Raw genomic sequence first — 21,161 nt, forward strand, 5'->3', positions numbered from 1 at the left:
GAAAAGGGTTCGGCCCTGAATACCGCGCCCCGGAGGGGCGCGCCATGTGGTCCTGACGTCTACGCGCTGCTTTCTGCCGATGGGCCGTGACGGCCCGGGGCTTTGACCTTACTCGCGGTCTTCGAAGCTCAGCCCGATGAAATCCGGGGTGTGATCACCCAGGCCCACGACGCGGTTGTCATTGCCGCGGCTGTTCTGGCTGCGGCTGCGTGAAGTGCTGCTGCTGCGGTCCTGCGCATCGTTCCGGTTGGATTGCGCGGATTGCTTCGGCTCGGACTTCGGCGCGTTCTCGCGCTTGGGTTCCGGTTTTGACTGAGGCTCGGCCTTGGGCTTTGCCTCGGCTGCCGGTTTGGCGTCCGCCTCGGGCTTTGGTGCCTCTGACTTGGGCTTGCTGCGGCTGCGCGAGCGGTTTTTCTTGGGCTTGTCGGCAGTGTCATCGGCCACGGGTGCCGCCTCTGCCGCATTGCCATTGCCCAGCGGGTTGTCCAGGCGCGGGATCTCGCGTTCGACCAGACGTTCCACATCGGCGAGGTTCTTTTCGTCGCGGGGGATGCAGATCATGATCGCCTTGCCGTCACGGCCCGCGCGGCCGGTGCGGCCGATGCGGTGTACGTAATCCTCGGCATGGCTGGGCACGTCGAAGTTGAAGACATGGCTGACGGCCGGCACATCAAGGCCGCGCGCGGCCACGTCGGAGGCCACGAGAAAGCGCAGATCGCCCGCGCGGAACCCGTCAAGCGTGCGTGTGCGCTGACTCTGGTCCAGGTCGCCGTGGATCGGTGCCGCGTCATAGCCGTATTTTTTCAACGACTTGGCCACCACGTCCACATCCATCTTGCGGTTGCAGAAGATGATGGCGTTGGTGCATTTGTCGCCTTCGCCGTCGATCAGCGCGCGCAGCAGGTTGCGCTTTTCGGTTGCTTCGCGGTCCTTGCGGGAGGCTTTGAACATCACCACGCCCTGGGTGATATTCTCGCCCGTCGTGGCCTGCCGCGCGACTTCGATGCGGGCGGGGTTGGACAGGAAGGTGTTGGTGATCCGCTCGATCTCGGGCGCCATGGTGGCCGAGAAGAACAGCGTCTGCCGGGTAAAGGGCGTGAGGCCGAAGATACGCTCGATGTCGGGGATGAACCCCATGTCGAGCATCCGGTCGGCTTCGTCCACCACCATGACCTTGACGTCATTCAGGATCAGCTTGCCGCGCTCGAAATGGTCCAGCAGGCGGCCCGGTGTGGCAATCAGCACATCCACGCCCTTGTCGATGGCGGTGTCCTGTTCCTTGAACGACACGCCGCCGATCAGCAGCGCCTTGGTCAGTTTCACATGTTTGGCATAGGTGTCGAAGTTTTCCGCCACCTGTGCCGCCAGTTCGCGCGTGGGGCAAAGCACCAGGCTGCGCGGCATCCGCGCCCTTGCGCGGCCCCGTGCCAGCATGGTGATCATCGGCAGCGTGAAGCTGGCGGTCTTGCCGGTGCCGGTCTGGGCGATACCCAGAACGTCGCGACCTTCAAGGGCAGGGGGGATGGCCCCGGCCTGAATCGGTGTGGGGGTTTCATAGCCCGCTTCGGCAATCGCCTTGAGGACCTTGGGATTCAAGTTCAGATCAGAGAATTTTGTCATGTGTGTCCGTGTTTTGCGGACACTCATTTGGCCCGCAGCAGCAATCATGCAGGCCCCCATGGCCCAAGGCGACTTTGCCGCTACATGTTGCGACCGCATAGCAACATAACTGGCTGCGGTCAAACAGATGTCCGTTCAGCCCGCCCAATCGGGGAAATATGTGGCCAAATGGGTGCTTAGCCGCAGATCGGCGCGGTGCAGCAGGTCATGGGCCGCCAGCCGCGCGCGGTGGTCGGGCGTGTCGGCGCAGACTTCGTCGTAAAAGGCGCGCAATCCCGCTTCACCCTCTTCCGCCTCAAGGATGGCGAAGAATTCGTTCAGGGTCAGCCCGCCGCGCACGCGGGGCTTGGCGGGGCCAAGATCGGCGCGGTAGGAGCCTTTCTCAAGCCGGAACCGATAGGCGGCCTGCCAGTCTTCCCAGGATTTTGCATGGGCATGGGCCAGCCGCAGTTCCGACAGCTCCTGCGTGCCTTCGATCATCTCGGAGCCGCGAAAGGCGTTGTGGATGCGGATCGTGATGCCCTCCATACCCGTCCTGACAAAGACCTTGCCGGCCAGATGGCTCAGAAACCCGCCTTTGATATATTCACCAAAGGTCGGGTACACCGCGTTCACGATGCGCTCGCGTCGGGGGCCATTGGGGATGAAACGTTTGAAGGCCGTGCCGTCACCGCCCAGCATCTCCATCGGGCGGGCGCGGGCGGTTTCCACCTGCGGCGGGACATCTGCCAGATGGTCGGCTACCGGGCGGTCACTGACCAGAAACTCGTCCACATCGATATGGGCCAGCCAGTCCACATCCCCCGCGCGGCCATAGGCATGGGTCGCATTCAGGGTCTGGCGCGACTGGTGTTTGACCGGGCGCTTGCCGATCAGCATCTTCCAATGGGCGGTATCACACAGGGTCACCCGGCATTTCGGGTGGTTTTCCAGCGCGCTCTGCGCAGCCGGGTTCGGCTCGTCCAGATAGATGAACAACCGGTGCGCGCCGGCCTCAAGGTGAAAGGCGGCAAAGCGCAGGATCTCCTCCGCCGGGGCCTTGATCGTCGCAACCAATCCCCAGCGCGGGCTCACGCCATCATTTCCTTGGTCGCGGTCAGGCGCACATCGGGATAGTCGCGGTCGATCCGGTCGATGTCCCATTGCAGGCGCGTGAGGTACACGATGTCGCCGTCGTGGTCATGGGCGATGTGCTGCTTGTTGGCCTCGGTGAACTTGTCCACCGCCTGTTTGGTGCCATTGACCCAGCGGGCCGAGGTGAATTGCGAGGCCTCGAACCGCACCGGCAACCCGTATTCCAGCTCGATCCGTGATGCCAGCACCTCGAACTGCAACTGGCCCACGACACCCACCACGAAACCGGAACCGATGGAGGGCTTGAAGACCTTGGCGGCCCCTTCCTCGGCAAATTGCATCAGCGCCTTTTCCAGGTGCTTGGCCTTCATCGGGTCGCCCGCGCGCACGCCCTGCAACAGTTCCGGCGCGAAGGAGGGGATGCCGGTCACGCGGATCGCCTCGCCTTCGGTCAGTGTGTCGCCGATGCGCAGCTGGCCATGGTTGGGAATGCCGATGATGTCGCCGGCCCAGGCTTCCTCGGCCAGTTCGCGGTCAGAGGCGAGGAACATCACCGGGTTGGTGATGGACATCGGTTTTTTCGACCGCACATGGGTCAGTTTCATGCCACGGGTGAAATGCCCCGAGGCAAGGCGGACAAAGGCCACGCGGTCGCGGTGCTTGGGGTCCATGTTGGCCTGCACCTTGAAGACAAAGCCGGAGACGTTCTTTTCCTCCGGCAGGATCTGGCGCGGCTCGGCGGATTGGATCTGCGGTTCCGGCCCATAGGTGGCGATGCCGTCCATCAGTTCCTTGACGCCGAAGCTGTTGATCGCGCTGCCGAACCAGATCGGGGTCAGCGAGCCTTCGGCCATCAGCGCGGCATCCAGCGGCGGCATCAATTCGCGCACCATCTCCAGATCCTCGCGCAGCTTTTCCAGCAGGGCAGGCGGCACATGCTGGGCCAGCTTGGGGTCGTCCAGCCCCTCGATCTTGATGCTTTCGGCGATCTTGTTGCGGTCGGCGCGGTCCATCAGTTCCAGCCGGTCGCGCAGGATGTCATAGCAGCCCAGAAAATCGCGGCCGACGCCGATGGGCCAGCTTGCCGGGGTCACGTCGATGGCAAGGTTTTCCTGAATCTCGTCGATGATCTCGAAGACATCACGCGATTCGCGGTCCATCTTGTTGCAGAAGGTCAGGATCGGCAGGTCGCGCATGCGGCAGACCTCGAACAGTTTCTGCGTCTGGCTTTCCACACCTTTGGCGCCGTCGATCACCATCACGGCCGCGTCCACCGCTGTCAGCGTGCGGTAGGTATCTTCGGAAAAGTCCGAGTGGCCGGGCGTGTCCACCAGGTTGAACCGGTAATTGCGGTCCTTGCCCTGAAAATCGAAGGACATGGCAGAGGCCGAGACGGAGATGCCCCGGTCCTTTTCCATTGCCATGAAGTCCGACCGCGTGCGCCGCGCCTCGCCCTTGGCGCGCACCTGTCCGGCCATCTGGATCGCCCCGCCGAACAGCAGGAATTTCTCCGTCAGCGTGGTCTTGCCCGCGTCAGGGTGGCTGATGATCGCAAAGGTGCGGCGCCGCGCGATTTCGGGCGGCAATTCGGGGCGGTTCTGGGGGGTGTCCAACATGGATTGGCGTATATATTCGGGGCCAGTCCGGGGCAAGCGCGACCTGAGCCTGCCGGTTATTCCGCCGCTTTGGGTTGCAGGTCGACGATGGTGTTGTCCAGCGCGGTGGGATCAGTACGCACGGTTGTCTCAAGGCCGAGTTCCGGCATGATTTCCTGCATCTCGCGGCGCAAGCGGTCCAGCTGGGCGGCGGCGACGCTTTCCTCAAGCTCGATTTCGTGGACCCAGTGTTTCAATTCGTTCGAAATGGCCTTGGCCTGTTCCAGCCTGCTGTTGAACAGTTCGATCTCCTGCTGGCGCTGCTCAAGGAAGCCGCGCGCGCGGGCGATCTTGTCATCGGCATAGACGGTGGCCAGCTCGCGGCTGATGTGGCTCATCTGGGCGGCGACCTCCAGCAGGGAGGGTTCCAGCGTGCTGAGGTCCGGATGGTCGCGCAGATAGGCCAGACGCTCGCGCACCGCATCGAATTCGGAGCTGAGCTTGAAGGTCTGGGCCCGGTCCGCGGCATGGACCGCGTGATAGGCACGGGCCACATCGCGCATCCCGATGGAAAAGGAACGGTGCGAGTTCTCAAGCTGCATGATGCGGCGGTTGGAGGGCAGAAAGAAACACAGGCCCACCGCCAGCACGGTCAGCCCGATCTGGGCGTACATCCCGGCCTCCGGCACCGGCTGGCCCTGGAAATAGACGGTCAGGCTGACCCAGGACCATTGCCCAAGCGCTGCCATGGCGGTTGCCCCCAGCAGGGCCAGTGCGGCCACAAGAAATATGGCCAATGCAAGGCGCTGCATCAGGTATTGGAACAGGTAAACAACAGCACGAAAATGAGACAAGCGATTATTCCCCCACGGATAACCTTCATCGGCAAGTTTATGCTGATCCATGACTTTTGCCATGAAAAAAAAGGTTTTCGACGGAAAAGTTAACGAATCGGTGTCCTGTGACACATTCCGATATGTGGCTGTTTCCTGATCGGGACCAATCCGGGCGCTAGCCGCCTGATTGTTCAGTCCGCCAGGAAACGAAGATTGAGGCAAGAATGCAGCCGGTAAACAGGTACAATCCCCAGGCGGTTTCGATCCGGCCGACGCCGATTCCCTTCGACAGGGTGATGTAAAGCGCGATCAGGAAAATGTCCGCCATTGCCAGCTTGCCCAGAAAGGACAGGACAGGCAGCGCGCGGCGGCTGAGCAGGTCGAAATGGACCAGCGACAGGCCGATGGTCTTGATATAAGGCGCAAACAGCGCAAAGAGCGTGACCACCAGCCCCAGAAAGATGTCCGAAGCCCAAAGCGATTGCAGCCCGGTCAGCACGGAAATCTCCTCCAGCCCGAACAGTGGCAGCAGGCCCGCCCGCATCAGCGGGGCGGCCCATGCGATGGGGTAGAGAACCAGCAGCGCAAGGTTCAGCGCCTTGAGGATCACTTCAGATACACCCGGTCATAGCGCGCGCCCAGCGATGTCAGGATCTCGTAACCGATGGTCCCGGCAAAATCGGCGATGGTATCCACCGACTGGTGCAGGCCGATCAGTTGAAGGTGTTCCGGCACCTCTGACAGGGCGGTGACATCGACGGTGATCATGTCCATCGACACGCGCCCCACAAGCGGCAGCTTGTGTTCCTCGAAGGTCAGGGTCGCGTTGTTCCCCATGGCGCGGATCAGCCCGTCGGCATAGCCGCCGCAGACGGTCGCGATGCGCATCGGGCCGGGTGCGATAAAGGCATTGCCGTAACCCACCGTCTCTCCGGCTGCGATCTCGCGCACCTGCACCACGGGCAGGTCCAGGGTGACCACCGGCGTCGCATCGACAAAGGGCAACCCGCCGTAAAGCCCGACACCGGGCCGGGTCATGTCGAAATGAAAATCCGGCCCCAGCAAGGTGCCGCCGGTCGCGGCGATCGACCGGGGCACATCCAGCCCGTCGGTCATGTCCCTGAAATTCTGCAACTGCATGGCGTTCATCGGGTGGTCCGGTTCGTCGGCACAGGCCAGGTGCGACATGATCAGCCTCGGCTTTTGCGCCAATGCGATGTCGCGCAGGGCGGACCATTCGGCAGGTTCCATCCCCAGCCGGTTCATGCCGCTGTCCAGTTGCAGGCCAAAGGGGTGGCCCGGCACCGATTCCACATGGGTGAGAAGCTGATCGACCGAATTGATCATCGGCACCAGCCCCGCCGCGCGGATCATGTCGGCGTCACCGGGCATATGGCCGGAAAAGACGTTGATGACAGGGCCGGCCCCGAGGGCGCGCCGCAGATGCACGCCTTCTTCTGCCGCATGAACGAAAAAGGTCCGCGCGCCGGCTTCGGCCAGGGCAGGGCCGACACGGGCGACACCCAGCCCATAGGCGTCGGCCTTGATCACCGCCGCGGTCTCGCAGGTGGAAAGGGCGTCCAGCGCGCGCCAGTTGGCGGCGATGGCGGTCAGGTCGATGGTCAGGGTCGGTGTGGTCATGGGCTCTCGTGGGTCCTATCGGGGAAAAGGGTCATCTGTCGCTGCGCTTCATCTTTGCGCTGACGCCGCGCAGGCGTTCCAGGAAGATTCCGATGATCTTGGGGTTCAGGAAAAGGCCGGGGCCAAAGCGGATGCCGAGATTGTTCAGGTTCTCGATGGAGATGGAGCGCGCGGCGCGGGAAAATCCGCCCTCGCGCGCCTCTTCAAACGTGCCGTTGACGCCCAGGGTGTCGAAACCGAAGGAATTAGAGAACAGGAAGTTCAGGCTTTCGGAATGCATGATCAGATCAGCGGGGTCATCGGTCTTGTCCAGCGTGCCGCGCGGCGGGTCGATCCGCCAGCTTTGGCCGGTATCGTCCAGGCGCACCACCACGGGCTGCAGCACACGGATCGGAGAGAGCGTTTGCGCCAGCCGCATCGCGGGGCGGGAATTGTTGGTGAAGACGCGCTTGCGCCAGCTGGCAAAGCTCTCGCGCAGGGTCGCTTCCTCCACGCTGTCATAGGTCATCAGGTCCTGGCCCGCGCGGTCATAATGTTCGGCCCAGAAGGCCACGGCGGCGGCGTTCTGGCCGGGGGGCACCGTGCCGTCGGTCACATCGCCCGGCTGCATCACACAAAGCGCGAAGGGCGCGGCCTGAAACGCCGCGATCACGTCCTCAGGCCGGTTTGCGGCATCGTTCAGATAGGCGTTGCGCTGATGGGCGAAGCTGACAAAGCTGGCAAAGGGGATCACTGTTTTCGGTTCAAGAACCTCTGCCTGTATTCTGATATTGTTCAGTTTTTCCTGCGCGGCTTCCGCGCGCCAGTCGCGGTTTTCCCGCCCGCCTTTCCAGGCGGCATAGCTGAACTGGGTCAGCAGGATGTCGCAGGTGCCAACCGCATCACGGATCTCGCGGGCACGCTCCGGCGTGCGCACTGCGCAGTCGTTCAGGTTCAGCACATGGGTGTCGCCCATCCGCACGGAGAGCGCCGAATCGTAGAATTCATCCTTCAGGCAGGTGACGGAAACGCCGCTGCCCAGATCATGAGCCTTGCCGAATGTCAGTTCGGTCAGCGCCATCCCCTGTGCGCGCAGGAAGTCGGCCACCCGCTGATCGTCGATGTCCTGAAACAGCAGCTTGATGCCGCGCTGGCGGATCACATCGCCCCAGCGCTTGAAAAACCCGATGGAGAAATGATCGGGATGTTCATGGCTGATCCAGATGTGGGTGACGCGGGACAGCAGCTCTTCGATGCGGTCCTCGGGCGTTTCCACCAGCAGGCGCCAGCCCTTGTGAAAGGCGGGGCCGCTGTACCAGGGGTCTGACAGCAGACCAACCTGACCATGGGTCATCAGAACCGAGGCATGGTTGACGAATTCGATCTGCATCACGATGCTCCGCTGGGAAGGGTTGTTTCCGTCTAACCAAGACCACCAGGGGGGTAAAGCAGATGCAGCGGGTGAAGATCATGGCATCGCATCTGTCGCTTGTGGTCATGGCGCTGGCCTTTGCGCTTGGGCTGGCCGCGCTGCTGCGCGCCGGTCCGGGCTGGGTCTGGGCGCTGGTGCCTTTGGGCATCGGGGCGCAATTGCTGAATGAATACAACCTGCATCGCTTTGTCTTTCACCTGCACCCGCCGCGCCGGCAATGGGCCTTTGACCTGCTCTATCGCGCACATTACGGGCATCACGATTTCCCGACAAACACCGGGTTGTTCTTTGTCCCGGTCTGGGTGGCACTGCCGATGCTGGCAGGCAATTTCCTGCTGGTCTGGGGGATCGCGGCCCTGTCGGGTCTGACCGATGCGCTGTGGATTGCCGTGGCCATCGTGCCGGTGGGCGGGGTGGCGATGTTCATGGTCTATGAATGGTTCCACATGACGGCGCATCTGAACATCCCCAAGTCCCGCGTTGCCACCCATGTCACGCGCCTGCACAACCAGCACCATTTCCGCGATTTCTCAAAATGGTTCCATGTCAGCCCGGGCGGCCAGATCATCGACCGTGCGATGGGCACCGACATCGACCGCGAGGCGCTGAAGACCCGCCAGCGCATCGACTTTATCCGCACCTTGGGCATGCGGCCGGACGATCCGCGTCTGATAGCGGCACGGGCGCGCTTTGGGCCGCGCTTTGGCATCAGCGCCGCACAGATGGCGCAGGCCGCAAATATGAAGTCTTCGTAACGTCACTTTATCACCGCTTGCCCTGTCCCGAGATGCGCCTAAGGTCTGGATGCACTCATAAAGGGAGAGGACCATGAAACATCTTATCATCGCCACGGCGACGTTTGCCCTGGGGACGGGGGGCGCATTGGCCGAAAATCGCATCGACACCCAACTGCCAAACGCGCCGGAACTGGCAGCCTACGGAGCGCTGCCGGTCGGGGTCCGCACGATCGAGATGGTCAATCCCGGCCAGATCGACATCCTGGCCATCGACCCGCAGGCGGAAAAGCCCGCCGAATGGCCCCGCTATGACCGTCCGCTGACGGTGGAGATGTGGTATCCTGCGTCAGAGGGGGCCGAGGGCGATACCAGCATGAAGGCCTATCTGCGCGACGGTGTCACCGAGGTCACACTGGTCGGAAAGGCCCACCGGGACGCAGAGCCTGCGGCGGGCGCGGCGGCCTATCCGCTGGTGCTGATCAGCCATGGCTATCCCGGCAACCGGTTCCTGATGTCGCACCTGGCAGAGAACCTGGCCTCCAAGGGCTATGTGGTGGCCTCCATCGACCATACCGACAGCACCTATCGCACCCAGGCGGCCTTTGGCTCGACCCTGGTGAACCGGTCGCTGGACCAGCTCTTCGTGCTGGAGCAGATGGCGCAGAAGGCGGCCGAGGGCGGTGAGTTCGCGGGGCTCTACGACGCCGGAAACACCGGGTTGATCGGCTATTCCATGGGCGGATACGGCGCCGTGATCACCGCCGGGGGCGGCGTGACCGAAGCTTCGGTCGGCTATCCATGGGGCGGGCCGCATGGCACGCTGGGCATCCATCAGGCCGGGTCCGAAACCCACAAGAACCTGCCCGATCCGCGCATCAAGACCGCCGTTGCCTTTGGCCCCTGGGGGATGAACACCGGGTTCTGGGACGCCGAAGGCCTGGCAGGCGTGCAGATTCCGATGCTCTTCATTGCGGGTTCGCGGGATGAGACATCGCTTTATGAAAAGGGTGTGCGGGCGATCTGGGAAAACGTGTCGGGCGTGAAGACGGCGCTGCTGACCTACATCAATGCGGATCACAACGCCGGTGCGCCGATGCCCGCCCCGGAAGAAAGCTATTATTTCAGCGAGGACAAGGGGTTCAACATTTCCGAACATTACACGGATGCGGTCTGGGACACCGCGCGGATGAACAACATCGCGCAGCATTTCGTGACCGCCTGGCTGGATGAACAGCTGAAAGGCGATGCCGGGGCCGGTGCCTATCTTGAGCTGGTGGAAAACTCCAACGATGGTGTCTGGTCGATGAACGAGGACGGCACTGAAAAGGAAGACCACAGCTATTGGAAAGGCTTTCCGGAAGGCACGGCCAAGGGGCTGGTCTATGAGGTCAAATCACCCGAGTGATTGACAAAGGGCACCGGCATTGGCGCGGTGCCCTTTCTGCGGGGGCGATTTTTTCGAAAAAATCGGCCCGGAATTTTTGAAAATTCCGGTGCGGGACGCGGCAGGGCCGGCGCCCTGATCCTCGCTTTTGCGGCAGCCGCCCTGCATCGCCGGGACGATCCGTTCAATGACGAAGGACACCGGCTTTTGCACGGTGCCCTTTCAATAGGAGGCGATTTTTTCGAAAAAATCGGTGCGGAATTTTTGAAAATTCCGGCGCGGATCGCAGGCCGTCAGAATTCCTGATCGTTGCCGCCACTTTGCTGCCAGGGCTTGGCCAGGTTGCCAAAGCGGGTAAAGCGCCCTTCAAAGCTGAGGTCGACCGTGCCGATGGGACCATGGCGCTGCTTGCCGATCACCACCTCGGCGCGGCCATGCAGGCGTTCCATTTCTTCCTGCCAGGCGGCCATTTTTTCCAGCTCGTGGTCACCGGGTTTCTCGCGTTCCTTGTAGTATTCCTCGCGGAACACGAACATCACCACATCGGCATCCTGTTCGATGGAGCCCGATTCACGCAGGTCCGACAGCTGTGGCCGTTTGTCCTCGCGGCTTTCCACCTGGCGGGAAAGCTGGGACAGGGCAATGACCGGAATGTCCAGCTCCTTGGCGATGGCCTTGAGGCCCATGGTGATCTCGGAAATCTCGTTCACCCGGTTCTCGGACTTGCCGGTGCCGCGCACCAGTTGCAGGTAGTCCACGATCAGCAGGTCAAGGCCATGGGTCCGTTTCAGGCGGCGTGCGCGGGCGGCCAGCTGGCTGATCGGCAGGGCGGGCGTATCGTCGATGAATAGCGGGCAGGCCTCCAGCGCCTTGGCGGCATCGACAAAACGGCGGAACTCGGCTTCGGTCATGTCACCGGACCGGATCTGCTGGGAGGGAATCTCGGCGGCTTCGGAGAGGATGCGCGCGGCCAGCTGTTCCGCGCTCATCTCCAGCGAATAAAACCCCACGACGCCGCCATCGACGGCCCCTTCGGTGCCATCATGGGTTATCCCGCGCTTATAGGCCTTGGCGACGTTGAAGGCGATGTTGGTCGCCAGCGAGGTCTTGCCCATTGAAGGGCGGCCCGCAAGGATCAGCAGGTCGGAGCGGTGCAGCCCGCCCAGCTTGGCATCCATGTCAATGAGCCCGGTGGAGACACCCGACAGCCCCCCGTCGCGCTGATAGGCCGCGTTGGCGACATTAACAGCGTCCGTTACCGCCTTGAGAAAGCTTTGAAATCCGCTTTCGACCTGGCCCTGTTCGGCCAGTTGGTAGAGTTTCTGTTCCGCTTCGACGATCTGTTCGCGCGGCTCTGAATCGATATCGACCTGTGCCGCCTTGGCAGAGATGTCGCGGCCCAGCTGGATCAGATCACGGCGCACCGCGAGGTCATAGATCATCTGGGCATAGTCGCGCACCGCAAAGGCGCTGATCGCCGCACCGGCAAGGCGGGCGAGATAGGCCGGTCCGCCCAGCTCCTTGAGGCCCTCGTCGTCTTCCATGAAGGCCTTGAGGGTCACCGGGCTGGCGAGGTTGTTCTTGGCGATCCGCTGGGCCGCGATGTCATAGATGCGGGCATGAACGGGGTCGTAGAAATGCCTGGCCCCGATGATGGAGGCGACACGGTCATAGATGTCGTTATTGGTCAGGATCGCGCCCAGAAGCTGTTGCTCGGCCTCGATTGAATGCGGCATCGTTTCCGGTGCCTGCACGGCGATATTGTTCGCGTTCAGCGACGTGATCTCGTTCATTGTCTCACCCGTTTGTCCCCAGGGCTGTCATAGGCAGCGCGCTGCGCGGGGGCAAATTGTATGTTTTTGTGGATATCTGGTGGAGAACCGCCCGCACACCACATCTTGCCCGGGAAAGGGCCCCCGGGTCAAGATGAGGTGGGAAATCCTCAGGATTTATGGGCGTCCTGCCATGCCTTCGGGGCGTTGAGGAAGCTTTCCACTTCCTGCAGCGTCTTCGTGTCAAAGGCGTTCTGCGCCCTGGCTTCGGCCAGCACATCCCACCATGTGCAGAGCGCATGCAGGGTAACGCCATGATCACCCAATGTCTTTTCGGTCTGCGGGAAGATGCCGTAGTAGAAGATCACCGCCGTGTGCGCGCAGCTCGCGCCGGTGTCGCGAATCGCATCCACGAAGCTGAGCTTGGATCCGCCGTCGGTGGTCAGATCCTCGACCAGCAGCACGCGCTGGCCTTCGCTCATGTCGCCCTCGATACGGGCATTGCGCCCGTAGCCCTTGGGTTTCTTGCGCACATAGGTCATCGGCAGGCCCATGCGTTCGGCCACCAGGGCGGCGAAGGGGATACCGGCCGTTTCGCCGCCCGCGATGTTGTCGAAGGCCTCAAAGCCTGCGTTGCGCATCACGGTCACGGTCAGGAAATCCATCAGCGTGGCACGGATGCGGGGGTAGGAGATCAGCTTGCGGCAGTCGATATAGGTCGGGCTGGGCAGGCCGGAGGCCAGGATGAACGGTTCCGCGGCGTTGAAATGGACCGCCTTGATCTCAAGCAGCATCCGGGCGGTGAGGCGGGCCATTTCCTGTGGCGAGGGATAGCTGGTTGGGATCATCGGTTGCGTCCTTTGCTGGCGGTGCTTTGGTGTATTTTTGGAACAATGAAATCAGGCGGTCCAGTGCAGCGGCATGGCCGGATCGAAAACCGTGACCGGGCCATCGGGGGTGTCGATATGGCCGGGAAAATCCGGGGTTTCGCGCACCAGGGTCAGGGTAGCCTCGTTCACGGACAGGCCGTAGAAGGCCGGGCCATTGCGGGAGGCAAAGGCCTCCAGCCGGTCAAGCGCCGCTTCCTGTTCGAAGACTTCGGCGAGGATGGACATGGTGTTGGGGGCGGTGAAACAGCCGGCACAGCCGCAGGGCAGCAGCTTGTTGGCATCCGTATGCGGCGCGCTGTCGGTGCCCAGAAAGAACCTGGCATCGCCGCTGGTCGCGGCGCGGCGCAGGGCCAGGCGGTGGGTTTCGCGCTTGGCCACCGGCAGGCAGTAGTAATGCGGTTTGATGCCCCCGGCGAGGATGTGGTTGCGGTTGATCACCAGGTGATGGGTGGTGATCGTTGCGGCAAGGTTCCGGTCGGAGGCCATCACATAGTCGACCGCATCGGAGGTGGTGATATGTTCCATCACCACGCGCAGCTCCGGGTGGGCCTTGCGGATCGGGTCCAGCACCCGTTCGATGAACACCGCCTCGCGGTCGAAGATGTCGATGGCCGGATCGGTGACTTCGCCATGGGTGCAAAGCGGCAGGCCGATTTCTGCCATCCTGCCCAGGACAGCGGCCACGCGGGAAAAGTCGGAGACGCCGCTGGCGGAATTGGTGGTGGCCCCGGCGGGATAGAGTTTGACCGCGTGGATCAGCCCCGAGGCATGGGCCTGTGCCACGTCGTCGGGGTCGGTGTCTTCGGTCAGATAGAGGGTCATGAGGGGGGTGAAATCAGCCCCCTCTGGCAGGGCCGCGAGAATCCGGTCGCGGTAGGCGGCGGCTTCGGCCCCGGTCACCACGGGCGGCACCAGGTTGGGCATGATGATGGCGCGGGCGAAATGCTGCGCGGTATGGGGCAGAACGGCGCGCAGCATGTCGCCGTCGCGCAGGTGCAGGTGCCAGTCATCCGGGCGGCGGATTGTCAGTGTCTGTGTCATGGCCTCGCGCTAGCACAATGGCGGCGGGGGGGCCAGTATCCTTTGGCACTTCCGGGGCAGAAGGTGACCCGTGGCGCGCTGGTGCATTGTCCGGGGCGCCTGCTGCCAAGACAGGTCACATATGACATGTCATCTTTCGGGGGTGGGGCGTCGGGCAGGTCGATCGAGCAGGTAGAGCGCGTCGAGCCGGAGTTGTGCGTGAGGGGCAGGCGGCGCGGGATCAGATCACCCTTCGCCGCGCGCCTTTTCCAGTTGCGCCAGCCGGTTCACAAAGCGCCGCCCGCCGATACGTCCGGCGACATTGCGGCACAGCATCTCGATCAGCCCGTCGCGGTCGTCGTCGTCCAGCGCGTTCAGCAGATTGCGCAGATAGGGGCGGTATTCGCGCCGCGCGCGATAGGTGGTGGCAAAAGCCGCCGCATCAAGGCTGCCGTCGGCGGCTGCGATCAGCAGGGGGGCCCATTGTTCCATCTCAAGCAGATCGGTCTGCAGGGCATCGCCCATGAAGCGCATGCGCAGCTTGGTCACATTGGGGCGGGTGAACAGCGCCGCGTGCATCGCGTCCAGCGCCTCGCGCGGGTCATAAAGCACATAGGCGTGGTCGGCGGCATCCAGCATGTCGGGGGCATAGCCGTAGCGGGATGTGAAATCCTGCAGGCGCATGTCGGTAAACCGCGGATCCCATTCGGTGACGCGCGGATCCAGCGTGGCCTGCGGCTGGATCGCCAACACCCGGGCACCGGGGGAGGCAACGGAATAGGCCGCAGCGGCATAGCCGCAGGGCCCCGCGCCATAGAACAGCACGGTTTCGAATTCGTCAAAGAACCCATCGTCGATCAGCCGGTCGAAATAGCCATGTACCGCCTGGTCGCGAAACCAGGTGTCGCCGTCGCTGGCAAGGCACAGGTGCGACCAGTTGCCCGTCTCGATCATCTCCCAGCCCAGCGGCTGTGCCTTGTCCGACAGCGCATGCATGCCCTGAATGGTTTCAAAGCTTACCAGAAGGGTAGAATCACGCTCGATGAAGGCCGCGAAGTGGCGCTTGCCCAGGGGTTCGAAATACCCGTCTTCCTCACACAGTTCAGACACCGCGGCGAGCCAGTCCCGTTTGGACAGGTCAGCCAGCGAAGACTTCAGGGTAAGGGGTTCGTCAGCCATTGCCGCATCCTCAAGCCGGTTTCATACGTCTGGAGCGTATGATTATGCAGGCAATAGATCGGGAATGCGGCAAAAATTGGGAGAAATTTTGCGAAATTGGCGCTACAGCGTTTCGGGATAAACTTGAAACATCCCGCGTCACTTTTCGCGTTCGACCGAAGGGAGAGGCAGCGAACAAGTGATTCAGGTATATCCCGAAGCGCTTTAATCGCCCTTGCTCTGCCGCGCCAGGTTGGCGTGATGCACCAGGAAACGGGCGGCCTGCCGGGGCAGGGGCTGGGTCGGCTGTGCCATCATCAGCCTGCCAAAGAGGGCGCGGAAGGGTTCAAGGCGCAGCAATGCCTCGAACCTTTGCTTGCGCCAGGTGACGGCGGCGTCATGCAGCGCGGCCAGGGTGGGATCGGCGCGCAATTCGTTCAGCAGGGCATCGCGCCGGGGGGCGATGGCATTGATGCTGGTGTCCCTGTCGGTGTTGAAATTCCGCTCCACGAAGTAATCCAGCCCCAGCAGGTGATCCGAATGCACCGCGCGGCCCCGGTCGGCCTTGAGCACATAGGATTCAAGCGCGCCCAGCGGATAATGGTTGAGCTGGGCCAGACCGTAATTGTCCTGGCCGAAGTTGGAGAAGATGCGTTTGGTCTTGAACTGGTCGGGCAGGGGGCGGCCATGGCCATCGAACCAGCGGGCCTGTTCCAGCCGCACGGGGTCGGGCGCGCGGGGGCGGTGGACACCCGGTTTGCCGTAGGTGCCGTCATTGCGGTAAAGCGTCTTGAACATCGCCGCGCGCCAAGGCCAGTGCAGCACGACAGGGGCGCAGCGGGTGAAGGTCTCTGTCACCGGGGTATCCTGATAGCGGACCTGACCCGCCGTACCGAACAGCCGCCAGGTGAGCGTGATCGCCGTGGCCTCCGGCAGGGCGGCGTGCAGGGCGGTGAGCGTATGGTCGCCCGCGTGGATGTTGACGAATTCATCCACGTCCAGCGGCAACAGCCAGTCGGCGCGGCGCAGCTCTTTGTGCTTTGCCGCCGCCTTCAGCGCGGTGAACTGGATGCCGCCCTTGTCATAGGGGCCGTCGTTGCGCAGATGGGTCAGCCAGCCCTGCGTCGCCAGATGGTCCAGCATGTCATCGGTGCCATCCTGACAATCATTCGAAAAGACGACAAAATGGTCAAAGCCCACCGCGCGGTGATGGGCCAGCCATTCCAGCAGGAAAGCGCCCTCGTTGCGGACGCACAAAAGCGCGGTATGGGTCACTTACCAATCCGTGCGGAAACAGACGACCTTGCCCTGCGAGCCGCGGTGGTAATAGGCGAGGCCCGCATCCATGAAGGCGCGGAAAATCTTGTTGATCCCCTCGGGGCCGATCCATTGCGGATGGGTCTCCAGGATCGCGGCGCGCAGGCCTGACAGGTCCATCTGCGGGATCAGATCCGCTTCGGCCCCTTCGATGTCGCAGATCAGCACATTGGGTTTGATCTCTTTCATCACCGTGTTCATGTTCAGCACATCGACCTTGGTGGCGGGCGGGTCCACCTCACCCTCCAGCACCTGCAGGGAGGATCCCAGCAGCGCGTCGCGGACATAGAAATCGACGGTGCCCTTGCGGGGGCCGAGAATGGCATTGGTCACCGAGGCGTTTTTCACGCCATTGGCGGCATGTACGGTCTGGATATAGGGGATCAGGTGCGGATTGGCCTCGAAGGAATGGACCGAGGCGATCTTGCGTTTGGTGGCGACCAGGGTGGACATATAGCCGATGCCGGCCCCCAGTTCCATCACCACATCGCCCTCGCGCACGACCCGCAGGGCGGCCTCGGTCTCCTTGGCTTCATACTGGTTGGTGCGCAACAGCTTGCGGACGCGGCCCTGGATGATGTCGGGATGTTTGGGGAATCGCATGCCGCGTGACATCACGAATTGGGCGTTCGTCTTGCGTCCGGGCGTATCGACTGAGTTACCGTCCATGTCTCAACTCTCCATGTCGAGCGAGAGCGCATAGGCCACCCGCTCCGTTTCGTTCAGTTTGACCTCCAGCGCCTGCGTGTAAAGGTCGCGGAACTCCGGCATGCCATGCAATTCGCGTGCCTTGGCCTTGTGCCATTCAAAGCCCGCCTCATGGGCCGCGCGCAGGATGTCATCCTGCATCAGCCTGTCGTATTCGGCGCGCAGTCGGGGGATGTTGCGCTTGATGGTGATGTCGCGGAAATCGGACCAGTCCATGCGGATCCAGTAGTTGATCCCGATGGAGCGGTCCACATGCAGGGCGCGGCCGCGCTGGCGTTTGATCAGGAAACTTTCAGCCGAGCGCAGGGCATAATGGTTCAGTTGCAAAAGGTCGTAGCCCACGTTCTTTTTCGACGACCGCCAGCCGTTATGGGCGGCATCGCGGGTCATGTCACGGCCCGATCCGTTGACCCATTTCACCTTGTCTTCAAAGGGTTGCGCCAGTTTGTTCGGCCTGTGGCAGGACAGTTTCGCATAGGCCCCGATGTTGCGGAACATGGTCTTGAACCCCCAGACCGTATGCGGCTTGGGGCAGTATTTCGGCGCGCAGGTATCGAACTGGTCGATCACGAATTCATCGCGCAGCTGCGTCACGCCGTTGTGGCCGAAGAGCCGCCAGGTCATCGCGACATTGGTGGCATCGGGCACAGCGGCAAAGAAGTCCTCCAGCGTGCCATTGCCGGTGCGCACGTTCATGAATTCGTCCACGTCGATATGGATGATCCACTCCGCATTCTCGATCACCGGTTCCTTCATCGCCTGGTTCAACGCGTATTGCTGGGGCGAATTGCCCTTCCAGTTGTCGTTGTTGCGGTGCTGGATCACGCCCATTTCCTGCAAGCGGCCCAGCACCGCATCGGTGCCGTCGCTGCAATCGTTGGTGTAGATCAGGAAGTTATCGACCCCGATGGCGCGGTGATAGGCGATCCATTCGACGATATAGGGCGCTTCGTTCTTCATGCAGCCGACGATCACATTGCCGGTTGAGCCGGGTTTCAGCACCCGTGCCGGGGCCGGGGCATAGGCCGCGCCCAATTCCTCCTCGTTCACCGCGCCAAGGTTGTTATGGGGCCGGAACTGGGTGGAAAGCACCATCTGGTGATTGACCTTCACCCGGTTCAGCAGCCGCGTGTTGGCGTCCTGTTCGGCGTCATCCCGGCTGTCCGCCGGCAACAGCTCGTCGAACTTTTCCGCCGCTTCCTCCACCGCTTCGGCTTCGGCGCGCTTGCTGGCCATCGGGGTGGCGTTCTTGTTGATGCCAAAGGCAAAGGCGGCAAGATATTGCGTCGCGCGGAACCCCAGGGTGGGGTCCGCTTCCTGCCAGTCGGGGGCAGGCGCATCCGGCGTCAGCGCCGCCTTGAGGTCAGGAAAGCCTTTGACCAATGCCGCATTGGCGGATTTGAAATGTTTCGAGATCGCATGCAGGCTGCCCGGCGCGATTTCCGGCCCGCCGACGCGCACCGCCAAGCGGATCTGCTGGCAGAAGTCGCGCGCAATGATGATCTGTCTGGCCCGGGCGTATCGCGCCAGACCTTCATTCATCTGCCTGATCCGGGTGAGGGAGGCCGCCGCCTCCTGCTGCGGGATGCGGTCCGGCTGTACCTTGCCAAGCGATTTGACCCCCAGCACAGCTTCCAGCTCTGCCGTGCCGGTTTCGGAACAAAGCGCGGGCAGATCCAGGGGGCGCAATGTCACCCGGCCCTTGCCAAATGCCTTTTCCCATGCCGCCAGCAGCGCCTTGTAGTCCAGCCAGAAAGGCGGGCATTGCACATCGTTGAACTGCGCCAGATAGCTGTCGTTTTCGCCCCTGAGCGCCAGCGCGCCTTTCCACCAGTCCTTTTGCCCCGCCAGCGCCAGTTCCTGCCCCAGATCGCGCCGCCGCCCGTCCAGCACCGCAAGGTTGTAATGCCGGGTCAGGGCGCGTGCCTGTTCCTCCAGATGCGCCACGATCTCGATCCGCTCGAAATGCGGCGCCAGCAGATCGTGCAGCCGCGCCAGTTCCGCGGGCCGGGACAGCAGGCTGCCCAGCTGCGCCGCAGCCAGAACCACATGATTGCCCTTCATTTCGGGCAATTCCCTTGCCAGCAGGCTCTGGAACTCCGCCGTCAGGGTCTGCTGCACCAGCGGATTGTCCAGCCCCCGCTTGTGGCGCAGCGAACTGATCTCTTCGGCCTCGGCGCAGGCGGCATAAAGGCGCACATGGTTCCAGTCGGGGGCCATGACCCCCTGTTTGGCCAGCGGCGCTTCCTTTTCCTTGAAAAGCCCCCGCAGCCGCATGGCGGCTTTCTCTGTGGGGCCGATGAACAGCGTCAGACGCATCTAGCCGGCCTCCTGCGCCTGGGGCTTGCCCATGTTGCTCTGTCCCCACCAGGGCAGGTCAAGGCCCAGGTAGCTTCCGATCTTCTCCGGCGCATCCGCATCTTCGATGTCGTATTCCATGAAATTGCCGGCCCCCGCAAAGACACGGCGGCAAAAGGCGTAATGCCCCGCCATCCAGCGCGCCAGCTCGGCCTCGGTGCTGCCGAAACCGCGCGGCAGGCCGGGGATGTCGGCCTGCGGCAGGCGGCGCTTGCCCAGATTGTTCCAGCGCATCATGCTGTTGGCAGCTTTTGCCGGGTCACGGGTGGTCAGGATGAACCGCACACCGGGATGATGCGCGGCAATGGCGCTGATCAGCCCCCAGTCGGTCTGCGGCTAGAGCGAGCGGTCCTGGCGCACCGCGGACATTTCATTGATCACGTCGAATTCATCCAGCCGCGCCAGCGGATCGCCACTGGCAAAGTAATCCTCATAGATCACCTTGCCCAGGTGCTGGCGGGGAATGTCGCTGCGGCTGCTCTGGCCGGGGCGGATCTTCCAGTCCGCCACCGTCAGACCGGCCTGACGCAGCGCATCCGTCAGCGTGGTGGTGCCGGTTTTCGGCAGGGCGAGGTTGACGACACGCAAACGGCTCAAAGCGCTTCCCCCGGCTGCAGACCGATCGCATCGCGCAGGGCGGCTTCGGCCGCGGCATAGGGGCTGGCTGCGCGCAATTGCGCCTGCATCTCGCGGTAGCTCTCCTGCGCCAGCAGGGCATCGCGTTTCGCGCGGTGCAGGCGCACCGCCTCGTCATGCAAGTCGCCCACACCTTCCAGCGCCTTCAACCTGTCCATCTCGGCCCGCAGTGCCGCTTCGTAGCGCAGGATACTGTCGTCGAACCAGGCCCCGTCGTTGCGCTCGCGCCAGTAGGTATCGTCAAAGGCACGGTGTTCGCGGTTCACATCGCCGCGGTCGTTCTTGACCAGATAGCTGTCGAGCGAGCGCAGGGCATAATGGTTGAGCGTGGCAAATTCCCGCGCCCCTCTTGCGGGATAGGCGCGGATGCGGCGCTTGTTCGACTGCTTGCGAAACGGCGGTGGCACCGGGCGGCCTGATCCGTCGGTCCACTGCGGGCGTTCCTTTGCCTCGTCGTGGAACGGGCGGTGCGCGCCGTAATATTCCAGCGGGAAATCCCCGCGCACCAGGCTTTTGACCTCGATCGCGGTCTCGGCGCACCAGATGTCCGGATTGTGACAGCGCAGGAACTGGGTGATCACCGGCGCATCCTCAAATGCCTCCACCCCGCCATTGGCCATGAACTGAAAGGTCACCGATATCGCCTTGGGATTGCCGCAGGCCGCAATCAGCGCGGGGATCGTATGATCGCCCACATGGATGTTCAGGAATTCGTCCACATCCGCGACCCAGACCCAATCGGCCGATCTGATCAGCGGATGCCGCCGGGCCTTCTTCAGCGCCTGCATCTGGTAATTGCGGTTGGTTGCCGGGTTCGGCAGATGCGCACAGATGCCATGCCCCTCCAGCCGGTCCAGCAGCCGGTCCGTCGCATCGGTGCAATCGTTGGAATAAAACAGGAAATCGGTGACGCCGATGATCCGATGAAAGGCGATCCATTCCAGCAGGAAGGGCCCTTCGTTCTTGACGCAGGTGACTGCCGTGATGCGCATGGCCTCAGCCGC

Annotated in this window: 20 protein-coding genes; 3 read left to right on the plus strand and 17 right to left on the minus strand. The window is 62.8% G+C overall.

Annotated elements, in window-relative coordinates:
• Window positions 1-108: 108 nt before the first annotated feature.
• The 7 genes from O4H53_RS04460 to O4H53_RS04490 form a co-directional block, all read right to left on the minus strand.
• Window positions 109-1,620 (minus strand): DEAD/DEAH box helicase, encoded by a 1,512-nt coding sequence (locus O4H53_RS04460; protein ID WP_269361670.1) that lies wholly within the window; start codon window positions 1,618-1,620, stop codon window positions 109-111.
• Between the two features lie 135 nt (window positions 1,621-1,755).
• Window positions 1,756-2,694, minus strand: coding sequence for a glycosyltransferase family 2 protein (locus tag O4H53_RS04465; protein ID WP_269361671.1), 939 nt, complete (start codon window positions 2,692-2,694; stop codon window positions 1,756-1,758).
• On the minus strand, window positions 2,691-4,310 hold the full coding sequence (locus tag O4H53_RS04470) for a peptide chain release factor 3 (RefSeq protein WP_114275520.1): 1,620 nt from the start codon (window positions 4,308-4,310) through the stop codon (window positions 2,691-2,693). The genes O4H53_RS04465 and O4H53_RS04470 overlap by 4 nt, the downstream gene beginning before the upstream one ends.
• A 56-nt stretch (window positions 4,311-4,366) precedes the next feature.
• The gene (locus O4H53_RS04475) at window positions 4,367-5,101 is read right to left on the minus strand and encodes a DNA repair protein (protein WP_443069514.1); all 735 of its coding nucleotides are present in this window, start codon (window positions 5,099-5,101) and stop codon (window positions 4,367-4,369) included.
• Between the two features lie 199 nt (window positions 5,102-5,300).
• On the minus strand, window positions 5,301-5,735 hold the full coding sequence (locus tag O4H53_RS04480) for a paraquat-inducible protein A (RefSeq protein ID WP_269361673.1): 435 nt from the start codon (window positions 5,733-5,735) through the stop codon (window positions 5,301-5,303).
• Window positions 5,732-6,766, minus strand: a complete 1,035-nt coding sequence (gene alr, locus O4H53_RS04485) for an alanine racemase (RefSeq protein WP_269361674.1) — start codon at window positions 6,764-6,766, stop codon at window positions 5,732-5,734. The genes O4H53_RS04480 and alr overlap by 4 nt, the downstream gene beginning before the upstream one ends.
• 31 nt (window positions 6,767-6,797) lie before the next feature.
• Entirely contained in the window at window positions 6,798-8,135 is a 1,338-nt protein-coding gene (locus O4H53_RS04490; RefSeq protein ID WP_269361675.1) for an MBL fold metallo-hydrolase, read from the minus strand.
• A 62-nt stretch (window positions 8,136-8,197) separates the two neighbouring features.
• Between O4H53_RS04490 and O4H53_RS04495 the strand changes: the two genes are divergently transcribed.
• The 3 genes from O4H53_RS04495 (at window position 8,198) to O4H53_RS04505 (ending at window position 10,604) form a co-directional block, all read left to right on the plus strand.
• Window positions 8,198-8,932: a sterol desaturase family protein gene (locus tag O4H53_RS04495; RefSeq protein ID WP_269361676.1), complete on the plus strand. Its 735-nt coding sequence runs from the start codon at window positions 8,198-8,200 to the stop codon at window positions 8,930-8,932.
• Between the two features lie 73 nt (window positions 8,933-9,005).
• Window positions 9,006-10,319, plus strand: coding sequence for an alpha/beta hydrolase family protein (locus O4H53_RS04500; protein WP_269361677.1), 1,314 nt, complete (start codon window positions 9,006-9,008; stop codon window positions 10,317-10,319).
• Entirely contained in the window at window positions 10,320-10,604 is a 285-nt protein-coding gene (locus O4H53_RS04505; protein WP_269361678.1) for a hypothetical protein, read from the plus strand.
• Here O4H53_RS04505 and O4H53_RS04510 read toward each other — a convergent pair.
• The 10 genes from O4H53_RS04510 to O4H53_RS04555 form a co-directional block, all read right to left on the minus strand.
• Window positions 10,592-12,091, minus strand: a complete 1,500-nt coding sequence (locus O4H53_RS04510; RefSeq protein ID WP_269361679.1) for a replicative DNA helicase — start codon at window positions 12,089-12,091, stop codon at window positions 10,592-10,594. The genes O4H53_RS04505 and O4H53_RS04510 overlap by 13 nt on opposite strands.
• A 149-nt stretch (window positions 12,092-12,240) precedes the next feature.
• Window positions 12,241-12,918: an orotate phosphoribosyltransferase gene (locus O4H53_RS04515; RefSeq protein WP_114275513.1), complete on the minus strand. Its 678-nt coding sequence runs from the start codon at window positions 12,916-12,918 to the stop codon at window positions 12,241-12,243.
• A 51-nt stretch (window positions 12,919-12,969) separates the two neighbouring features.
• On the minus strand, window positions 12,970-14,001 hold the full coding sequence (pyrC, locus tag O4H53_RS04520; protein WP_269361680.1) for a dihydroorotase: 1,032 nt from the start codon (window positions 13,999-14,001) through the stop codon (window positions 12,970-12,972).
• A 225-nt stretch (window positions 14,002-14,226) separates the two neighbouring features.
• A complete protein-coding gene (locus O4H53_RS04525; RefSeq protein ID WP_269361681.1) occupies window positions 14,227-15,159 on the minus strand; it encodes a phosphoadenosine phosphosulfate reductase in 933 nt (310 codons plus the stop codon).
• A 204-nt stretch (window positions 15,160-15,363) separates the two neighbouring features.
• Window positions 15,364-16,413: a glycosyltransferase family 2 protein gene (locus O4H53_RS04530; RefSeq protein ID WP_269361682.1), complete on the minus strand. Its 1,050-nt coding sequence runs from the start codon at window positions 16,411-16,413 to the stop codon at window positions 15,364-15,366.
• Window positions 16,414-17,124, minus strand: a complete 711-nt coding sequence (locus tag O4H53_RS04535) for an FkbM family methyltransferase (RefSeq protein ID WP_269361683.1) — start codon at window positions 17,122-17,124, stop codon at window positions 16,414-16,416.
• A 3-nt stretch (window positions 17,125-17,127) separates the two neighbouring features.
• Window positions 17,128-19,482 carry a glycosyltransferase family 2 protein gene (locus tag O4H53_RS04540; protein ID WP_269361684.1) on the minus strand — a complete coding sequence of 785 codons (2,355 nt, stop codon included), beginning with the start codon at window positions 19,480-19,482 and terminating at the stop codon, window positions 17,128-17,130.
• Complete coding sequence (locus O4H53_RS04545; protein WP_269361685.1) at window positions 19,483-19,806, minus strand: hypothetical protein; 324 nt, start codon at window positions 19,804-19,806, stop codon at window positions 19,483-19,485.
• A 51-nt stretch (window positions 19,807-19,857) separates the two neighbouring features.
• Window positions 19,858-20,118, minus strand: coding sequence for a hypothetical protein (locus O4H53_RS04550; RefSeq protein ID WP_269361686.1), 261 nt, complete (start codon window positions 20,116-20,118; stop codon window positions 19,858-19,860).
• Entirely contained in the window at window positions 20,115-21,149 is a 1,035-nt protein-coding gene (locus O4H53_RS04555; RefSeq protein WP_269361687.1) for a glycosyltransferase family 2 protein, read from the minus strand. The genes O4H53_RS04550 and O4H53_RS04555 overlap by 4 nt, the downstream gene beginning before the upstream one ends.
• Window positions 21,150-21,161: the final 12 nt, after the last annotated feature.

Source organism: Sulfitobacter sp. G21635-S1 (assembly GCF_027213915.1).
Classification (GTDB): Bacteria; Pseudomonadota; Alphaproteobacteria; order Rhodobacterales; family Rhodobacteraceae; genus Sulfitobacter.